A 20,102-nucleotide genomic window follows, 5' to 3' on the forward strand; every position below is an offset into this window, starting at 1 on the left:
ACTTTCATGAAAAGATCATTTTTACCAGTTCACAAAATTATTGTTGCCACTATTGCCGGGGTTAGCTTTGCTTCTATCCTAGTAGGAGAACCTACCTTAGCTGATACTAATCAACCCTTTGGTAGTTTGGAAAGCGATACCTTGGGTCAGCAAGGCTATCGCAGTAGTAATCCTTTATCTGGCAATGGCTCAGGTTTCGATATGATGAACATGATTCATCAAGCCAACTTTGGGACTATTCAATGGAATGCTGATGAACAAAATCAACAGCTAGACCTAGCCGCAGCCACATTTAAAGCTGCACAACAAAAACTTCTTCAGCCTCAACTAAAACAAAATCCAGGATCTTCTGCAATTATCCCTGGACAAAATCTACTTCCCTTACAGATTTTACCATCATCAGGTAAATAACACTTAAATGGGAAATAATGGGCGCAAGTCCTGCGCCCCTATGGAGTTATACTAAACACGGGTGAGATTTAAACTTTTGCCAAATGACAAAGAACCCAGATGTGTAGGGGTTTACCACTGCTAAACCCCTAGGTTTAGAATCAAACAGTCAAGCCGTTTTGAGTATACTTAATGATCAAAGTCCCAGTTTTGCTAAAACATCACTAGCTTGAGTAGTAGTGTTAACAGCAGCATCAACATCAATGATTTTGCCATTACCATCAATGATGTAGGTAACACGCTTGGCGTAACCACCACCATCAACATCATAAGCTGTAATGATGCTTTTCTGGGTATCAGCTAATAAAGGGAAATTCAGATTATATTTATTGGTGAATGCTTGATGAGAAACTTCATCATCAGCACTTACTCCCAAGACAACTACATCTTTGTCTTTGTATTCAGCTTGAGAATCACGGAAACTACAAGCTTGTTTGGTGCAGCCTGGTGTGTCATCTTTGGGGTAAAAGTAGAGAACTACTGTTTTACCAGCAAAATCAGATAATGAAATTGTATTGCCGTTAGTGTCTTTGGCGGTAAATGCAGGTGCGTCTGTACCAACTGATAGAGGCATAATTCACCTTGTCCTGTTTAAAAATCTTTATGCAATCAAGATTTTACAATAATTTACAATATTTAAATAACTTGCTTACGGAATATTCTGCCAAAGAGGTATTTATTTTCAAAGCATTGACAAAAAGCACAACTTAGAGTAATGAAAAATGTCTACTGTGGATTCCCCAAACCTTAAACCCTTAGTTTATACTAGTGAAGCCCTAGAAAGAGCCGAGCGATCGCTAATCTGTTCGCCCTTCAACCTCAATTTGTTTATAGCCATGACTAGCCAAAGTATCCAACTAGGTGCTATAGCAATGGAGAAAGGAAATCAGCAAAGTTACACCAAGCAACCCTTATCAGAATTGACCTGTGAAAACGCTTTAGCCTGGTTAATTGATGTAGGAGTATTGCGGCGAGAAGTTGATGGACAGGGCATTACAGACAGTTTTCGCCTAACTCCCTTGGGTCATCAATTGATTGTCAAGTTAAAAGATCAGAAATTGCGTCATCCTTCCCTGAGCGATCGCTACAATGATTTTATGACTCGTTGGTTACGTTTACCCTTTTGACAGTTTGACCTCGTTCCTAGCCTCCGGCTAGGAATGCCAATGCTGAGGCTCTGCCTCATGTCACTAGCGGCAGAGCCGCCATCTACATTCCCAGTCTCAGACTGGGAACGAGATAACGAGATATGCAAGTTTAAAAAAATAACAGCTTATTTACAGATACACTACCGAATCTCAACATACTAAAATATAATTAAAAATGAAAGCAATCATGGTAGTGGGAACAACATCCCACGCAGGGAAATCACTGATAACCACAGCTATTTGTCGGATTCTTTCCCGGCGCGGCTTGCGAGTATCCCCCTTTAAAGGTCAAAATATGGCTTTAAACGCCTATGTTACCGCCAGTGGCGGGGAAATAGGCTATGCTCAAGCAGTGCAAGCTTGGGCAGCGGGAGTAGTACCCTTGGTAGAAATGAATCCAATTTTACTTAAACCCCAGGGGGATATGACATCCCAAATCATTCTTAAAGGTAAAGCCATAGGTAAAGTTAGTGCCACAGATTACTACGAACAATATTTTGAACTCGGTTGGCAGACCATCAAAGAATGTTTACAATACCTATCTACAGAATTTGAAGCCCTAGTTTGTGAAGGTGCTGGTAGTCCCGCCGAAATTAATCTCAAACACCGGGATTTAACTAATATGCGGGTTGCTAAACATTTAAATGCACCTACTTTATTAGTAGTTGATATTGATAGAGGTGGAGCATTTGCTCATGTCGTCGGCACATTAGAACTATTAGATCCAGACGAACGCGCCTTAATTAAAGGAGTCGTCATTAATAAATTTCGAGGACAGCGCTCAATTCTCGAACCCGGAATTAAATGGTTAGAAGAACGGACAGGTATACCTGTGGTTGGTGTTATTCCCTATTTAGAACAAGTTTTCCCAGCGGAAGACTCCCTAGATTTACTAGAACGCAAACCAGCAAAAGCTAACTCTGAACTAAACATTGCGGTGATTCGTTTACCAAGAATTGCCAATTTCACCGATTTTGATCCCTTGGAATCAGAACCATCAGTAACGGTAAAATACTTGCATCCTAAGCAAGAGTTAGGACATCCAGATGCAGTAATTATCCCAGGGACAAAAACCACAATTGCTGATTTAATAGCTTTGCAAAAAAGCGGCATGGCAGAAGCAATTCAAAACTATGCAGCTTCTGGTGGCACGGTTTTAGGCATTTGTGGCGGTTTCCAAATGTTGGGGCAGTCTATAGCTGATCCAGAAGGAATGGAAGGACAATCTGGTAAATATCCAGGGTTAAATTTATTACCTATAAAGACAGTAATTACAGGACAAAAAGTCGCCCGTCAGCGTCAAGTTACTTCCAATTATCCCCAAGCGGGTTTACCTGTGACTGGGTTTGAAATTCACCAAGGGCGCTCGCGCATAGAAAACCCAGCAGATCAAAAATCCTGTCAACCCTTATTTGATGATGCTAATTTAGGGTTAGTAGATAGTTGTCAATCGGTTTGGGGAACTTATCTACATGGAATTTTTGATAATGGACCTTGGCGACGGGCTTGGGTAAATCGTCTCCGGCAACAACGGGGTTTGAAATCTTTACCCACAGGTGTGGCTAACTACAAAGAACAGCGAGAACAGATGTTAGATTCTTTAGCTACTCAAATTGAAGAACATTTAGATTTAATACCGTTTATATAGATTAAAATGCTTGTTAGTTCATCTGATTTGAGTTGAATCAATAGAAAGTTAAATAACCCCCATTTTATTGTTATAAATGGGGGGTTAATTTTTGATTCGTACTTAATTTTGGCAAGGGGAGATTTAATTTTTCAATTGCATATATGTCACATACGTGAGTCCAAATATGTGTTACAAAAAGATTATTTATAACTGAAAGATCACGTTTGTGTTTATAAATAACACATCTTACCATCATATACATAAATAGGGCTTGCTGAATAAACCGAAAACCTAGATAGATTAAGAGTTTCCCGGTTAAAAAAGTGAATTAGGTGCAAGGAATAAGGATTGAAACCATTAAAAACCTATCACTTTCTGAAATTTGAGACTATTCTTGTCTGCTTCTAATTCTTCCTCCTGACTCGGTGACTCGGTGACTCCTAGCCCTCACGAAAAGACTTTTTCAGCAAGCCCTAAGTAGAAATGTTTTGATCTAAGTTAAAATTTTGGTTAAACGTTCACTTTCAAAAATTTGATGAATACTAATAGCGATCGCTAGTTAACGCTAAATGCGATCGCTATTTTGATTAAACTTAATGAAATTAGGTTAAAATCCAAATATTGGCAATTTTAGGTATAAAAACTAGATTATGGCAAATCCAGAGCATTTAGCAATACTGAAGCAGGGGGTAGGGGTTTGGAATAAATGGATAGACGAAAATAGGAGGGATGTAATACCTGATCTGTATAAAGCGGATATGAGAGGTCATAACCTCAGAGGGGCTGAACTAGTTGGGGCTAACCTGAGTGAGGCTGACCTGAGAAAGGCTGATCTGATTGGTGCTGACCTGATTGGGGCTGAACTAGTTGGGGCTGATCTCAGATGGGCTAACCTCATAAAGACTGATCTGAGATGGGCTAATCTCAGTAACGCTGATCTTACTAATGCTGATCTTACTAATGCTGATTTACTTCAATCTCAAGTAATATCTACAAATTTTAATCAAGCAATTTTAACAGGTTCTTGTATCAAAGATTGGCAAATTAACAGTGAAACAAACCTGGATGGTGTAATTTGTGAATATATTTATCTTGAGGATATTTTTTATTTTGGAGAGTACGAATCCAAAAGACGACCTATAAATGGTAATTTTGCACCTGGAGAATTTGCCAGTTTATATAAAAAGATTCTGGAAAATACAGATTTAATTTTACGCAAAACTCCCGAAAATGATAATAATATTAATAACCAAGGCATTCAATTTTATTCAAACTCAACAATTCACACTTGGGAAAGACTACGCTTTCGCTCAAAAACAGAAATCAAAATTGCTGAAGCATTAGACAGAACTGAAGTTTTATTTGTACCCAACTCTTTAGCAAGACTCACCACACCCAAAGGTAGAGAAAATAAAGAAGCTGACTTCCTCATTTGTTATAAAGGTAAATGGGGAGTTTTAGAAGTTGATGGACCCTTTCACATAGCAGAACGCAGAGTTGAAGAACAAGAAAGAGAACGCATTTTCAAGATAAATGGTATCAAAGTTGTAGAAAGATTTGGTGCTAAAGAATGTTATGAAACTCCAGATAAAGTAGTTCAGAAATTTTTCTACCTGATGGAGATTGCATATTCTTAAAACTTCCTTCCTTCTTCCTTCCTTCTTCCTTTCTTCCTTCGTGTACTTCGTCCCTTCGTGGTTCATTTACTCTATATTCTTCCATCACAACGGAAATAGTGTAAAATTGAATTCAAAACCACACACAAAACATGGCTACAAAAATCCCCGTTACGGCAATTATAATACATCTGGCTATGCTTTTGGTGTGCAAGTAGTGGGTAACTATGCTTATGTTGCTGATTCTATTTCAGGACTACAAATCATAGACATCAGCAACCCCACAACCCCCACCCTCAAGGGCAATTATGATACTTCTGGCAATACTCTTGATGTGCAAGTAGTCGGTAACTACGCTTATGTGGCTGATGATAATGGTGGCTTAAAGATTATTGACGTGAGTGAATTTATTAACCTATACACCGCAATTGAATCAGCAGGTAATACCAAATTAGTCAAAGATTCAACAAACAAATACTTTACCCAAATCGGAACAAACACCCCAATCGCTATCAAAAATGGTGGACAACAAATCTACCAAGATATCTACGGTTCAGGATGGCAAACTATAGCCGCAGAAACCGTTAATGGAGATAACCAAGTTCTCTGGAAAAACGTTTCTGGAAACTATCTGCATATTTGGCATTTAGATAGTAACTGGAATTGGGTTTCTTCTGAAGGAAATTGGGGATTAAATTCTGCTGATGCTTTCACCCAAGAAACTAAATTTGGTATAGATGCTAATGGTGATGGTGTCATTGGCAATCCTTACACTGCAATTGAAGCAGTAGGTAATACCAAATTAGTCAAAGATTCAACATACAAATACTTTACCCAAATCGGAACAAATACCCCAATTGCCATTAAAAACGGTGGACAACAAATCTACCAAAATATCTACGCAGGATGGCAAACTATAGCCGCAGAAACCGTTAATGGAGATAATCAAGTTCTTTGGAAAAACGTTTCTGGAAACTATCTGCATATTTGGCATTTAGATAATAACTGGAATTGGGTTTCTTCTGAAGGAAATTGGGGATTAAATTCTGCTGATGCTTTCACCCAAGAAACTGTTTTTGGTATAGATGCTAATGGTGATGGTGTTATTGGCAATCCTTACACTGCAATTGAAGCAGTAGGTAATACCAAATTAGTCAAAGATTCAACAAACAAATACTTTACCCAAATCGGAACAAATACCCCAATTGCCATTAAAAATAGTGGACAACAAATCTCCCAAGATATCTACGCAGGATGGCAAACTATAGCCGCAGAAACCGTTAATGGAGATAATCAAGTTCTTTGGAAAAACGTTTCTGGAAACTATCTGCATATTTGGCATTTAGATAATAACTGGAATTGGGTTTCTTCTGAAGGAAATTGGGGATTGAATTCGGCGGAAGCTTTAACTCAAGAAACTAACTTTAGCATAGATGCTAATGGTGATGGTGTTATTGGTTACACCTCAATTGAATCAGCAGGTAATACCAAATTAGTCAAAGATTCCACCAATAAATACTTTACCCAAATCGGAACAAATACCCCAATTGCCATTAAAAACGGTGGACAACAAATCTACCAAAATATCTACGCAGGATGGCAAACTATAGCCGCAGAAACCGTTAATGGAGATAATCAAGTTCTTTGGAAAAACGTTTCTGGAAACTATCTGCATATTTGGCATTTAGATAATAACTGGAATTGGGTTTCTTCTGAAGGAAATTGGGGATTGAATTCGGCGGAAGCTTTAACTCAAGAAACTGTTTTTGGTATAGATGCTAATGGTGATGGTAAAATCGGTAGTCCTTCTAGTCTAACTCTGACAGGCACTAGTGGTAACCATATCCTCATCGGTGGTGCAAATAGTGATACCTTCAATGGTGGTTTAGGTAACGATACCCTGTATTTAGGTTTAAATGATAATGCTGTGGATAATGTTAACTATGCTTCTGGTGATGGTACAGACACAGTTTATCAATTTGTGCGTGGTGACGGTGGCGATAAACTGAATTTTACAGGTATTGCCAATCTTGATGTGGTTACATTGGGTGCAAATACAGAAGTCCGAATTGGTGATGGTATTGCTGCTAATACTGGTTTTGGCACAGGACAGTTATTGATTACTTTATCAAGTACAACTGGTTTGAATAACGCTGATGTGAATGTTAATTTGTTTGGTAGTAACTTCCTATTTAACTAGTTGGTAATTTATCTACCTAGTACATCACGGCGTAAATAAAGCAACCATATTCAATCGCCAAAAAGCCTACTGTATATTAGTTTTGACTTTTGACTTTTGACTTCCGCCCTGCGGTACTAGTGGTCTGTCAAGCTAAAAATTGTGAGATTGAGGGAAATTAGAGAGGCTATTAACTCTAAACCTCATCCATACAGCACTTTCCGGTGTTATGAGGTACATATCCAGCGGGCAAGATGCCCGCACTACAAGAGTTTCATAATTCAAGTTTGTACCTCATTAGAGCGAAATATGCTGTAAATAGAAAATTGACAGACCACTAGTTGGTTAAAACCGACTTTAGCTATAAGACAGGGAATTTATTCCCTGGCTTCCTTCCTCCCCATAAACATAATCACCCCATCATGTTTCGCCAAAAAGCGCAAAAACGCCAACCCAAAAAAGAGATTTATGGTATTGACAAACAATTTTAAAAATGTTATCATGAGGTTGATAAGGAAGAACTATCTTGCGATAATAATAAATAAAACGACAAGATCCCCGACTTCTTCAAGAAGTCGGGGATCTGATTGATGCAAAATCAACCCTTACAGCATAGGTGCAAACTGAGATTTATCAGGTACTTCCGCGTACTCAGCCACAATTTGCCTAAGTTCGTCACCATTAATGGTTTCTTTCTCAATCAACAAATCAACCAAACGATCTGCGAGACTGCGATGATCACGCATGATATTCTTAGCGTTGCTATAGCATTCTTCCACAATCATTCTCACTTGGGCATCAATGCGACAAGCGATCGCTTCGGAATACTCGGAACGGGTTGTCCAGTCACGACCGAGGAACACTTCACCCTGCTGGCTTTCCAGAGATAAAGGACCTAAATCAGACATTCCGAACCGTGTTACCATTTGTCGTGCCATTCCTGACAACTGCTGTAAATCTCCACCAGCGCCAGTTGTAACTTCTGCACGGCCAAAAATTACCTCTTCAGCAGCCCGACCACCTAAAGCCCCTGTAATTCTAGCCTTTAGCTGAGAACGGCTAATTAAACCTTGTTCTTCATTAGGCATAAACCAAGTTAAACCCTGGGCTTGTCCTCTGGGAATCAGAGTCACTTTTTGTACCGGGTCATGGTCTTTGAGTAAAGTCCCGACCAAAGCATGGCCGATTTCATGGTAAGCAATCAACCGCTTACTCTTGCTATCCACCAGGGGAGTACCTTCCATACCAGCAACTACCCGATCAACAGCATCATCAATTTCTAGTAAAGTGATGCCTTCCTTGCGTCTTCTCGCTGTGAGAATCGCGGCTTCATTGAGGAGGTTAGCTAAATCTGCACCGGTAAATCCAGGAGTCCGGCGAGCGATCGCTTCCAAAGATACGCTAGGATCTAATTTCTTATTTCTAGCATGAACTTGTAATACTTCCAAACGGCCTTTAATATCCGGTGCATCTACAGTTACTTGTCTATCAAAACGACCAGGACGTAATAAAGCGGCATCTAGGACATCAGGACGGTTAGTAGCAGCAATAATAATAATGCCAGTATTGCCTTCAAACCCATCCATTTCTGTTAATAATTGGTTGAGGGTTTGTTCCCGTTCATCATTCCCACCACCAATACCCGCACCCCGTTGACGACCCACCGCGTCAATTTCATCAATAAAGATAATACAAGGAGCGTTATCTTTCGCTTTCTTAAACAAGTCACGGACACGGGAAGCACCCACACCCACAAACATTTCCACAAATTCCGAACCGGAGATAGAGAAGAAAGGTACACCAGCTTCACCCGCAATGGCTTTTGCCAGTAAAGTTTTACCAGTTCCTGGAGGTCCAACCAATAGTACACCCTTGGGAATGCGAGCGCCCACAGCAGTAAATTTCTCAGGTTGTTTGAGGAAAGTAACAACTTCTTGTAATTCTTCCTTAGCTTCTTCAATTCCCGCTACATCGTCAAACTTCACCCCTGTTTTCGCTTCCATTTGGAAACGAGCGCGGGACTTGCCGAAATTCATCGCTTGTCCAGGACCACCGGGAAGATTATTAGAGCGCCGGAACAAAAAGAACAAGCCAGTAATCAATAAAACTGGGAAAATTAAATTACCCAAAAGTCCCCAGATTGCCCCATCATTGCGGATGGGATGGGCATCAAAACTGACTTGCTTTTCTTTGAGCTTTTGAATTAATTCAGGAGCATTCACGGGCAAATCTACCCGCCAGCGTTGGGTGCGATTTTCGATGTCTTGGTCATTAGCTTCGATAATTGCGGTTCTACCACCATCGTATAAATCCACATTGGTAACGCGGTCTGCATCCAAGTATTCCAAAAAGCGCCCATAGGTCATACGGGTATTGGCGGCATTTTTGCCTGTGTCCGCAGGAGCGCCTGCAAAAGCCCCTTGCCAGAAGAAAAAGCCGATTACCAAAGCCAGCACTGACCAAAGTGCTACGACTCTCCAGGAGAATTTCATCTTTAATTTGCCTTTAGATACTAATATGACTGCTTTTGTAACGGATGTTTATAAATCCATTTTGTAATTTGAGCCATAAAACGTCGGTTTGCTTATGGCAGATTCATGAAGTTTGTCTAGAATCTTAATTAAATTTAACCTAATTCTCATACTAATACCAATTAAAAATTAAAAATTAAAAGTTAAATATTCCCAAAATCAGACCCAGTAAGGATTTGGGGCTAATTTATATTTTGCTATCTCTATTACTAATTTTATGCCGGACTGCACAGGATCACCAAATTCATTTATATTATTCATGCTTCAAAGCTTAATACAACGCAGAGGTTACGAAAAATGAACCACTAAGAAGCGAAGAAGCGAAGGTAAGAGTTTTAGAGAGATTTTTCGTGCTGGGTGATAGTGTCATCGCTGATCTTGTAACTAATCATCGTTTAAAATCTAGTAGACTTCTTGTGAAAATTGTTATGAAAGCAGAGTTAACAGCCATCATTGAGAGAGCAACGGAAGGAGGATACTGGGCAATTTGTCCAGAAATTTCTGGTGCTAATGGTCAAGGTGAAACCATTGAGGAAGCGAAAGAAAACTTGAAACTTGCTATTCAATTGATTATTGAAGATCCTATGGCACATATCCGCAGGGGAATCACAGAAGATGCGATAGAAGAGACTATTTTAATTCCATGAAACGTAAAGAATTAGAAAAAAAGTTAAGATAAGCAGGTTGTTACCTAAAACGAGAAGGTGGTTCTGATTCTTTATGGATTAATCCTCAAACAGGTGTCATTGAGGCTGTACCAAGACATATAGAAATTAAGGAATTTTTAGCCCAGAAAATTCTTAAAAACTTAAATGCCGAATAAGTAGGTGAACACAATAAGGGACTTCCAATTAAAAAAATACCCAAAAATTTCTTGTGGTGCGGGACGAATTGCCCGCTAATCATCAAGGACGGGCAGGACTTGTACTGAGCCTGTCGAAGTATGCCCATCCCACAAAATTGGGTAATTTATTTTTTGGTGTTCCCTAGAGAATGCAGTAAATGGATGATTATTTAGCAACGGCCATAACCTGTTGGGGTTCTCTCTGGGTTTCTTCAACCTGGCAGCGATCGCTATTTTGATTAGTGCTACCATTGGCACTATTCTCAGTAGAAATATTGTCCGTAGTATTATCAGTAACTTTCACCTGAGCAAGTTGACTTTTTAGCTTAATTTTTAACGCATCGGTAAGGGGTAGAATATCAATTTCCCTGTAAAGGGCTTCTTCCGCTTCCGTTTTGCGACGCTCAACATAAACAGTAGTAAGAATCATCTCGATTCCGTAACCCGTCAAATTGTCTCCGATAACACCAATTGAACCCGCTAAAGCAGTGGCAAGAGTAACGGTTAGACCCGTACCCCCAAAAGAGGTGAATGCTACAGCAAGAATGATACTAGGAACACCGATAGAAGCTGTCTTTTTAGCGATCTCGTCGAAAGAAATTCCCATAGAGGAAAGTTGTTTTGAAATTTCTTCAGGAGAAATGCCAAAAGCACTCAGTTGTTTATTAAGTTCGTCCATAAAATAAAGACCTCTTAGATGACCGTAAATTGTTTAGTTAGAGTTTAATCGCCACCAATTGTAACAGAAGATCAGTTTTTTGATCCAGACTTAACTCAATCAGTGAAATATTAGTCTGTATCGTACAAACCGATACGAAAAACTTTCGAGTTGTACAGAGAAAATGCTATCTGTCCGTTCGCTCATTTTGAATAGAGAAAAAGAATTAAAACTTGGAAGGAAAAGGAAGACAGAGATTTTGTTTTTTACATAGAGAAAGAAGCATTGAAGCGGGAGAGGAGTAGGTTATTATCAGGGGAGTTGAGGGGAAGGGGAATGAAAAGATGGAAATAAGTTCAGAGCGAATAAATGACAAGGACTCCGGTTTGATTCTTGAATTTTCCTGCGTAGGAAGGCAAGAGGCAAGAGGATTTGAGAATATGAAGGTGTACCGAGTTTTGTTCAAAAATCAAATAGGAGTCCTATAGATGAATATTGTGCAGAGTATAAAGACCTGTTTAAAGAAGTAAGAAATTATGAATGTTTCAAATATTTACATTTAGGAATAATTTCAGCAATCAAGTTTTCAAACAACCTCTGAGATTATCAATTAATTCTTTAATTTTACTGGCAAAATCTAAACTGTCTAAATGCTGCATAGTTGAGAATCTATATCTAAAAAGATAATTCTTGAAATAACTCTATCAAAGGCAAATTAAAATTAGGAATAACATCTTCTCCATCAAGACTATCTTCCAATTGCAAAAGCTGGGATGGCTTAGGTTTGCGATAAACTAATACACATTCTTCATCTGGCAATATTACCCATGCTAAACGAGTGCCATTTTCAAAATATTCTACTAATTTATTATGAATTTCTTCAAAAGTATTATTAGGAGAAATAATTTCTACAGCTAAATCAGGAGCGCCATCAAAAAAACCTTTGGGTAATCGCTTTAAACCTGGCAATCTTTCCTTAGAAACAAAAGCAAGATCGGGTGATCTTTTGTTACCAGTTTTCATTTTAAAAGCAGTGCTAGAATCACAAGTTATTCCGAGTTTATGATCACGCACAAAGCCTGTTAAAAAATATCCAAGAGTTAGAGCTAAGTAGCCATGTTCTACACCTGAATTTGCGACTATAATTAGCTCTCCATTCACATATTCATAAAGATTATCATTTTCTTGCAATAACATAAATTGCTCATCTGTTAAAGCCTGATGATTAGCTAAAGGTTGAATTAATTCTAAATTTGTGATTGCAGCTTGTGTCATTAGATTTAACTCCCCAGATGAAACGCTATATCAATGATTATATACTTAATTAACAGATCCCCGACTTCTCACACTAATTTATAATTTATTGACATCATTATCCTCAAAACGGCTTAATCGTTCGATTCCATCGGTAGGGGTTTAGCACTGCTAAACCCCTACAAATCTAGGTTTTCCCTAATCTTGTAAATCGTATTTTCTCGTGCTTCAATTAGAGGATGTTTTAAAAGTTTTTAATGTGTAAACAGACCCCTCTCCAAACCTCTCCCCTACCAGGGGAGAGGCTTTAAAACCCCCATTCCCTTGTACGGAAGGGGGGGAGGGGGGTTAGGTTTTTGGAGATTATGGGTTTCATATAATACTTTTCAAACAACCTCTTAGGATTGCTATAATTATTTAAACATAATGCTGGGATACAGACTGGAAACATCAATTTTAGCAATGTGTTTGTGAAAATCTAGTACAGAAATTACCAATTTTTAACGCTAACCTACTTAGACATCTCCGAAAATATTGTAGAGCCGAGAATCCCTACCCAGGTCACTTCTCTACAAGGGTTTCAAGTCACACACATTTAATTCTCACAAGATGTCTAATCATTTACTTACCTTCCGTAATTTTCAAGGTATAAGGTAGGGATTCATTTTCCTTGTAAGAACCAATCCAAATTTGATAAGTACCTGGTAGCCATTCCCCAACAATACCGGGGTTTTTACCGTCAAAATCATCATTGCACCAAGTTCCACCGGGTCCTTTAACAATCATGGTGGTATCCGCAGGACTTTGGACTACTAATTTCAGGTAGTCAAATTTACTGGTGAGTTTCACAGTATGGTCTGGTGCTTCATCCATAAATCCTTTACATGGTCCTGTTGGTGGTGTTTCTGCTTTTCCTGCTATTTTGCTCCCCGGTATTGCACCACCACTCATTCCTCTCAATATCAAGGGATCTGAAGATAATGGATGTTGAATAGTCGCATCTCCAAAAATTGGCGCGGCTGTTTGAGCATGAGCCACTGGATTAAACCCGGCTGTAACGCAGAGTACAACTATGATTCCTGTAGGAAAAGCTGTTTTTGACATTGCAATTAGAGAAGATTCCTAGATATCTTATAAAGACATCAATCTTAGGTCTCAAGTTCCTTTGGAGAAAAGACTTGAGTACCGCAGGAGGAAATTCAAAATTCAAAATTAACGAGAACTCCTACCCATTACCCATGACTTAGGGTTTGCTGCTAATTGCTTGATTTAAACGGGCTTTATCTAAACCAATCTGATTTAACAGTAACCAAGACTGAATTAAATCTGGTCCATGTACATCCCCTGTTAACCCTGCTCTGAGCGATCGCATGACTAAGCCTTTTTTCACATTTTCCGATTTCACAACTTGCTTAATAATACTTTGGGCAATATCTGCTGACAACTCTGGCTGACTTTCTAAAGCTGTAATAATTGCTTGCAGTACAGTCTTGACACCCTCTTGCTGTAGTTGTTGACTGCCTTCTTCAGTCAATTCTACCCCATCAGTAAAAAATACTTTGGTCATCTCCACCGCATCCACCAATCGAGTCAAACTAGCAGCAATTAACCCCACTAGCTGCTCTAACCAAGTCCGTTCTCTCCCACCTGTAAATTGACAACCAGCTTTTTCCCAATAGGGAATAACTAAATCTGTCAGCTTATCAATTGGCATATTATGGAGATATTGGCTATTTAACCAATCCAATTTATCCCAGTCAAATTTAGCACCAGCTTTATTTACCCGCTCAAAGCAAAAATCCTTAGCTGCTGATTCTAAATCAAATATTTCTTGAGTAGAATCCGCTGGCGACCATCCCAGCAAAGTCATATAATTAACTAAACCTTCCGCAGTAAAGCCCATTTCCTGAAAGTCACAAATGGAAGTTACTCCATCCCGCTTCGATAATTTGCGCCCTTCTTGATTCAAAATCAAAGGTGTATGAGCAAATTCGGGAATCTTCGCCCCCAAAGCTTCATACAGCAGGATTTGTTTAGCAGTATTGGCGATATGGTCTTCACCACGAATGACATGAGTAATTTGCATATCAATGTCATCCACAACCACCACAAAATTATATAGTGGTTGACCTGTACCATCACTAGCAGCGCGAGCAATCACCATATCACCACCCAAATCGCTACCCCGCCAACTCATTTTCCCCCGGACTAAGTCATTCCAGACAATTTCCCGGCTATCGGCGATTTGGAAACGAATTACAGAAGAACGTCCTTGAGCTTCAAATTCAGCCCTTTGTTCTGGGGTGAGGTGACGGTGACGGTTATCATAGCGGGGTGCTTCTCCTCTGGCTTTTTGCCCTTCTCTCAAAGCGTCTAATTCTTCAGATGTGGTGTAGCAGCGGTAAGCTAATCCTTGATCTAGTAATTTTTGCACCGCTTCTTTGTAAAGATGAAGGCGTTGAGATTGGAAAAATGGACCTTCATCCCAATTCAATCCTAACCAGCGGAGTCCAGCTAGAATATTATCTGTGTATTCAGGACGCGATCGCTCTAAATCTGTATCTTCGATTCTTAAAATAAAATTGCCATCATGGTGACGAGCAAACAAATAGTTAAATACAGCAGTTCTCGCTGTACCAATATGTAGATTTCCCGTAGGACTCGGAGCTATGCGGACTCTGACGGTCACAGTTGATTCTCTCTTTTACAAATCATGATTACACCTACTGAAATTAAAGGTATGAGCATTTTTAATCAACTCGTTATTCAATATTCAGCATTTTAGAACGGGACTGACGGGGCTCGAACCCGCAACTTCCGCCGTGACAGGGCGGTGCTCTAACCAATTGAACTACAGTCCCTCGAGTTCGGTTTGAACTTGCACTCTCTCTATTATGCCTAGTCTTTTTCTATTTGTCAAGTAGTCTGAGAAAAAATATTTTTGCAGGGAATTTGCTCATGGAGAAAGAGAGGAATTTATTCCTCATTTGAGGGCTGAAGCCCTTACTACGAAATCATCTCCAGATTTTTTACATTACTTAATCTACTTTGATTTATTTTCGTCTACTTACTTAGAACCATTATTTTTAAAAGTTAGGTATTTTTAAGCGGCGTAATAATCTAGTCAATGGAGATTCGATTTTCAGCTTAAAGGCTAAAATTTGGGTTTGTTGTAGTCCATTAAAATTATTGTCGCTGATTAAAATTAGTGATGGTTGTCCGTCGGGTAATTTTGCACCCAAGGTCAATCCCTCAATATTATCTAATGATACATCTAAAGTTCGTAGATCTAACAGGAGTTTTTTCTCTACTGGCTTGATTTTATCAGGGTCAATTTTGGCAATGCTGTCAAAATTATGAATGTCTGTGGCGTTTTCTAAGGAAATCTCAAATACAAAAACTGTAAATCCCAAACCGGTGAAACTTCTTTCTATACTGAGAAAGTTTCCTTGATTATTGAGTGCTAGTAAATCTGGTAAGCCACTGGCAAATTTACCAGTAGGATTAAACAAAGATGTAACTGGTTCTGTTTGATAGAGAAATTCCCGTTCTGGCTGCTTGGTTAAGAGGTTATATTCTAAAATTCGAGAGGAAGTACCAACACCGGATTTAGCCGCTGGTCCATCTTGAATTAAGGCGTTTTCGGTGGCTGTAAATAAGAATTTTTGATTAGGTGTAATGGTGAGACTTTCAAAGGCTAAGTTGTTACGGATGCCTTTTTGCTTTTGGGAATCTGGTAAAAATTTATCTGGTATGGGTAGGGTACTAATTGTTTTTCCAGAAGCCAGCGCAAATTCTTTAATAAAGGGATTGATAAGTTTGTCTACATCACCTTCAGAGGAAACAAATATGGTATCTTGATTGGTGATAGCAATTCCTTCTGTATCAGTGGTATTGGGAGGGAATGGTTGATTGCTGGTATTTAATAAGTTTGTGACACCTACGGGAATAACATCGTTGTTGGTTAATTTACCTTTGCTGAGGTCAATTGTGAAAGTATAAAAACGAGGTGTTGCTTTTTGCCCTCTGTCATCTGATATTGCATAATATAGGTTATTTCTGACATCATAAGTTATTCCCGATAACCCACCAACTTCGGTTTTTTGGAAAATTAAACCTGTGGGTAATGTAGCTTGGCCAATAAATTCTATACTTTCGATTATTGAAGAGGCAGAAGCGAAATTATTAAACAGAAAACCAATCAGAATTAGTGGAATTATAAAGATGAGAATTAGGGATAGTTTCCGAGGTTTTGGGAGACGTGGCATAGAAGAACTGGAGTAAAATTTTTTATAAGGTAATATTACCCGATTCAGCCTCAAAAAAGCTAACTAGCCAATCTTTGACAGTACGGGTGGCGCGACAGTCATCTTCGTTGTAGTCTTGAATGATTGCTAATAAGGTGCGATCGCCTGTTTCTAACCACTTATCATACCAGTAAATACATTTAGCACCATTGGCTTGTTGTTCACGCCATTCAAATCCTAGCCAACGAGCAATAGTTTTTAAGGCATAACTATCTATTGGTAAAGCCACACTTTGAATTAATTGTTCATAGATATCAATAAACCGATTCAGGATGGGATGAATTTGGGCATAAGGTGTGCGATACAATTTACCAAGGCGTTTGACTGTATCTACTTCATAAGCACAAAAATGATAAATTGGGGCTTGAGGATATTGATTAACTAAATTCAGAAATTGTTGCCAAATTAGTGGTTCTTGTTCGGGTTGTTCCGCTAAAAAAGCATAAAATTGTTCGGTATTAGCGACTCTATCCACCACTAAAACACCTAAAAGATAATTTAAATTTAAATCTGGTTGGGCTTCAATATCAAAATAAAGTTCAATGGGGGCTGTAAAAGTTAGATATTCTAAAGAAAAGGAATTTGCAATAATTAATGGTTGTTTGGTGAATACAGATTGGGCTTGAATAACTAATTTAGCAGCTACATTACTATCAAATCCTGTCAAGTTTTCTAAAGTGCTAGGATGGGTCTGTGCCAGTGCTTCTAAAGTAGTAATAGCTAGATTTTGCAGTTGAGTATAGCGAATCGGTGTTACACCTGGTAACAGAGAAAGGTGTTCTTGATATCTCGCTTTGGCATGACAATAATTATACCAAGGACAAAGACTACATTTTTGCCGAGAAATAAAAATTTCTGGTGCTTCCACCGACTCAATAACTTGAATATATTCCTCTAAAATATTCAACATTTGTGGTGTCCATTTATCTAAATCCACCACATAAGTTTTATCTTTATCCCGCAATATCAGCCCGGCTTTACTGAGAATCACATCCTGAACCGTGGCTAAAACTTGGGCGTGAAAAGCAATAACTACTTGATATTCTTGCTTGGGACGTTTACCCAATTCAATATTAACTGGGACATAGTTCCAATTCCCAAACCGAGATTTTCCCGGCTGTTTGACCAGTAAATCTGGGCGACTCAGCAAAGTATATTTTTCACGGTAGCTAGTTAATATTACACCACGACGAATATAACTCACCCCTTGCTGCATCAGTTCTAGAGTTGATGCTGCTCCTGCTTCCCAATCCCGTGACAGATAATCAGGTTCATAGTAACTTAACTTTTTGACTATTCGCTGATGATGAGCAATTTTGTCCTGTTGTACCTTCAGGACTAACTCATTGGGAATCTCCCGCTGAAGATAATCACCGTGAACATCTAAAAAAGGTCGCCGCTCACAGCGTTGAAATTGTAGTAAAAGTTGAGCATTAATTAACATCCTTTTAAGCTAACAATAATTCAGAAATTACAGGACAGTTAAGAATTGCATTGTTCAGCCAAATACTGTAATCCTGATTGTGATTTTTCATGTTCAATAACAAAAACATTATGTCCCACCAGAGTAACCAGTACAGAATTTTCAACATTATAGTATAAAACATCACTGTTGGCGATATTTTCCCAGACTATATTACCAGCCCCAGCAATAATGGCTTGATAATTCGTTGGTATTGAACATACGAGGTTTTCAAACTATATGTTTAATATATTCAGGTTTTTTAGCTGGCACTGTAGGAAAGCGAAATTATAACTGACAAACAGTTATTTTCCCAGCTTACATGATTTTCCTGGGTTTTGGCTAATTTAACGTTTCGCTCCTCAAACACGGCATCAAACCCATTATCCTCATCAGACCTAAATCAAGTGGAAATCGTTTTTTGTGGATTTTTGCAACTATTAATCATTGATCTGCTGATTTTTGGGCTAGATATTGCTACACTGAATTTCATACAAAATTATAATTTTTGTTCCCTGCACCTTGTGAGAGCATAGAATCAGCTTTCTGGTGTCATCAAGAAAAGAAAGATAAAAGAGCAAATCAAAACATGGTAGAATCCCTCAGAAAACCAGGCTTTGACGAAATCCGTTCTGGAATTAAGTCCCCTGCTAAGGAAACCCTTTTAACACCAAGGTTTTACACAACCGATTTCGATGAAATGGCACGGATGGATCTTTCCGTCAATGAAGAGGAATTGGAAGCCATTATTGCAGAATTCCGCATTGACTACAACCGCCATCACTTTGTTCGGGATGCTCAGTTTGAAAAATCTTGGGACTCTATTGACGGAGAAACTCGCAAATTGTTCGTTGAATTTCTCGAACGTTCTTGTACAGCAGAGTTTTCCGGCTTCTTGTTATACAAAGAACTCGGTCGGCGCTTAAAGGATAAAAGCCCTCTTTTAGCTGAAGGCTTTAACCTGATGTCACGGGATGAAGCCCGTCACGCTGGGTTCTTGAACAAAGCTATGTCAGACTTTAATCTTTCTTTAGATTTAGGGTTTTTGACTAAGAGTCGTAGTTATACGTTCTTTAAGCCCAAATTCATCTTCTACGCGACCTATCTTTCTGAAAAGATTGGTTATTGGCGCTATATCACTATTTATCGTCATTTAGAAGCCCATCCTGAAGATCAAATTTATCCAATTTTTAACTTTTTTGAGAACTGGTGTCAGGATGAAAACCGTCACGGTGATTTTTTTGATGCGGTTATGAGAGCGCAGCCACAAATGTTGAATGACTGGAGAGCTAAACTATGGAGTCGCTTCTTCCTGTTGTCAGTATTTGCAACTATGTATCTCAATGATATTCAACGCAAGGATTTCTACGCTTCCTTGGGCTTGAATGCGCGTGAGTACGACATTCATGTAATTAAGAAGACCAATGAAACCGCTGGTAGAGTCTTCCCAGTTATGTTGGATGTTGAGAATCCAGTATTTTATGAGCGTTTAGATGTTTGCGTCCAGAATAACGAAAAATTGGCAGCAATTTCTAGCTCTAATACGCCTAAATTCCTGCAATTCTTCCAAAAACTTCCAATCTATCTATCTCATGGTTGGCAGTTATTACAATTGTATCTGATGAAGCCTATTGATGCGGCTTCTGCTCACGGTCAAGCTCGTTAATTTGAGTTTGATTTTTGTTTGAGGTGGTTTTGTCTTGGACAGAACCACTTTTTTTGTTTCTATTTTGTTTCGCGCAAAGACGCTAAGGAGCAAAGACGCAAAGGGAAGAGTCCTAAGTTTAAGTAAGGACTTGTTTGTAAGTTTACAACAATTCAATCTTTCCAAAAATAAATGGCAAATCCGTCAAGGGGCAAAATCTTTACTTGCTATTGGTTCTCTAATTGCTGATGAATATTGAGAGTTTGAACGGCGGTTAGATGGGAATTTTAAATTAGTTTGGTCAGAAAAACAAAACGGTGATATAGTAGGAGTCAGGATTAAAAGCACAAGTGAGTTGTGTTTTAAACAACTGACAAC

General features: G+C 38.8%; 15 protein-coding genes and 1 tRNA gene. 7 read left to right on the forward strand and 9 right to left on the reverse strand.

All coding sequences use genetic code 11. The annotated features are described in order from the left end of the window. Positions 1–6 precede the first annotated feature (6 nt). Positions 7–411 (forward strand): hypothetical protein, encoded by a 405-nt coding sequence (locus ANA_RS02245; RefSeq protein ID WP_015078424.1) that lies wholly within the window; start codon positions 7–9, stop codon positions 409–411. Between the two features lie 175 nt (positions 412–586). Here ANA_RS02245 and ANA_RS02250 read toward each other — a convergent pair whose 3' ends face one another. Continuing rightward, on the reverse strand, positions 587–1,024 hold the full coding sequence (locus tag ANA_RS02250) for a peroxiredoxin (RefSeq protein ID WP_015078425.1): 438 nt from the start codon (positions 1,022–1,024) through the stop codon (positions 587–589). 148 nt (positions 1,025–1,172) lie between these two features. Here ANA_RS02250 and ANA_RS02255 point away from each other — a divergent pair, with 148 nt between their 5' ends. From ANA_RS02255 to ANA_RS02275, 4 genes are all read left to right on the forward strand, one after another. Beyond that, positions 1,173–1,577, forward strand: a complete 405-nt coding sequence (locus ANA_RS02255; protein WP_015078426.1) for an Npun_F0494 family protein — start codon at positions 1,173–1,175, stop codon at positions 1,575–1,577. 196 nt (positions 1,578–1,773) lie between these two features. Continuing rightward, a complete protein-coding gene (gene cobQ, locus ANA_RS02260) occupies positions 1,774–3,246 on the forward strand; it encodes a cobyric acid synthase CobQ (RefSeq protein ID WP_015078427.1) in 1,473 nt (490 codons plus the stop codon). Positions 3,247–3,878: 632 nt separating this feature from the next. After that, positions 3,879–4,865, forward strand: coding sequence for a pentapeptide repeat-containing protein (locus tag ANA_RS27290; RefSeq protein WP_015078428.1), 987 nt, complete (start codon positions 3,879–3,881; stop codon positions 4,863–4,865). 106 nt (positions 4,866–4,971) lie between these two features. Then, a complete protein-coding gene (locus tag ANA_RS02275) occupies positions 4,972–7,044 on the forward strand; it encodes a tryptophan-rich domain-containing protein (RefSeq protein WP_015078429.1) in 2,073 nt (690 codons plus the stop codon). 584 nt (positions 7,045–7,628) lie between these two features. On the opposite strand, the gene ftsH2 is transcribed toward ANA_RS02275, so the two are convergent. Next, positions 7,629–9,515 (reverse strand): ATP-dependent zinc metalloprotease FtsH2, encoded by a 1,887-nt coding sequence (gene ftsH2, locus ANA_RS02280; RefSeq protein WP_041457570.1) that lies wholly within the window; start codon positions 9,513–9,515, stop codon positions 7,629–7,631. A gap of 467 nt (positions 9,516–9,982) precedes the next feature. Here ftsH2 and ANA_RS02285 point away from each other — a divergent pair, with 467 nt between their 5' ends. Then, positions 9,983–10,201 carry a type II toxin-antitoxin system HicB family antitoxin gene (locus ANA_RS02285; protein ID WP_015078431.1) on the forward strand — a complete coding sequence of 73 codons (219 nt, stop codon included), beginning with the start codon at positions 9,983–9,985 and terminating at the stop codon, positions 10,199–10,201. A 363-nt stretch (positions 10,202–10,564) separates the two neighbouring features. Here the strand turns inward: ANA_RS02285 and ANA_RS02290 are convergent, their stop codons facing one another. The 7 genes from ANA_RS02290 to ANA_RS02320 all read right to left on the reverse strand — a co-directional run bounded on the left by ANA_RS02290 (position 10,565) and on the right by ANA_RS02320 (position 18,061). Then, positions 10,565–11,077: a hypothetical protein gene (locus ANA_RS02290; RefSeq protein ID WP_015078432.1), complete on the reverse strand. Its 513-nt coding sequence runs from the start codon at positions 11,075–11,077 to the stop codon at positions 10,565–10,567. Between the two features lie 654 nt (positions 11,078–11,731). Beyond that, complete coding sequence (locus tag ANA_RS02295; protein ID WP_015078433.1) at positions 11,732–12,331, reverse strand: Uma2 family endonuclease; 600 nt, start codon at positions 12,329–12,331, stop codon at positions 11,732–11,734. Between the two features lie 600 nt (positions 12,332–12,931). Further along, positions 12,932–13,414, reverse strand: a complete 483-nt coding sequence (locus tag ANA_RS02300; protein WP_015078435.1) for a hypothetical protein — start codon at positions 13,412–13,414, stop codon at positions 12,932–12,934. A 139-nt stretch (positions 13,415–13,553) separates the two neighbouring features. Next, positions 13,554–14,999 (reverse strand): glutamate--tRNA ligase, encoded by a 1,446-nt coding sequence (gene gltX / locus ANA_RS02305; RefSeq protein ID WP_015078436.1) that lies wholly within the window; start codon positions 14,997–14,999, stop codon positions 13,554–13,556. 98 nt (positions 15,000–15,097) lie between these two features. Continuing rightward, a tRNA-Asp gene (locus ANA_RS02310) sits at positions 15,098–15,171 on the reverse strand. A 225-nt stretch (positions 15,172–15,396) separates the two neighbouring features. Next, positions 15,397–16,578, reverse strand: a complete 1,182-nt coding sequence (locus tag ANA_RS02315) for an esterase-like activity of phytase family protein (RefSeq protein WP_015078437.1) — start codon at positions 16,576–16,578, stop codon at positions 15,397–15,399. Positions 16,579–16,600: 22 nt separating this feature from the next. Next, entirely contained in the window at positions 16,601–18,061 is a 1,461-nt protein-coding gene (locus ANA_RS02320; protein WP_015078438.1) for a TM0106 family RecB-like putative nuclease, read from the reverse strand. Positions 18,062–18,668: 607 nt separating this feature from the next. On the opposite strand from ANA_RS02320, the gene acsF reads away from it, so the two are divergent. Continuing rightward, positions 18,669–19,745, forward strand: a complete 1,077-nt coding sequence (acsF, locus tag ANA_RS02325; protein WP_015078439.1) for a magnesium-protoporphyrin IX monomethyl ester (oxidative) cyclase — start codon at positions 18,669–18,671, stop codon at positions 19,743–19,745. Positions 19,746–20,102 lie beyond the last annotated feature (357 nt).

Source organism: Anabaena sp. 90 (assembly GCF_000312705.1).
In the GTDB taxonomy this organism is placed as follows: Bacteria; Cyanobacteriota; Cyanobacteriia; order Cyanobacteriales; family Nostocaceae; genus Dolichospermum; species Dolichospermum lemmermannii.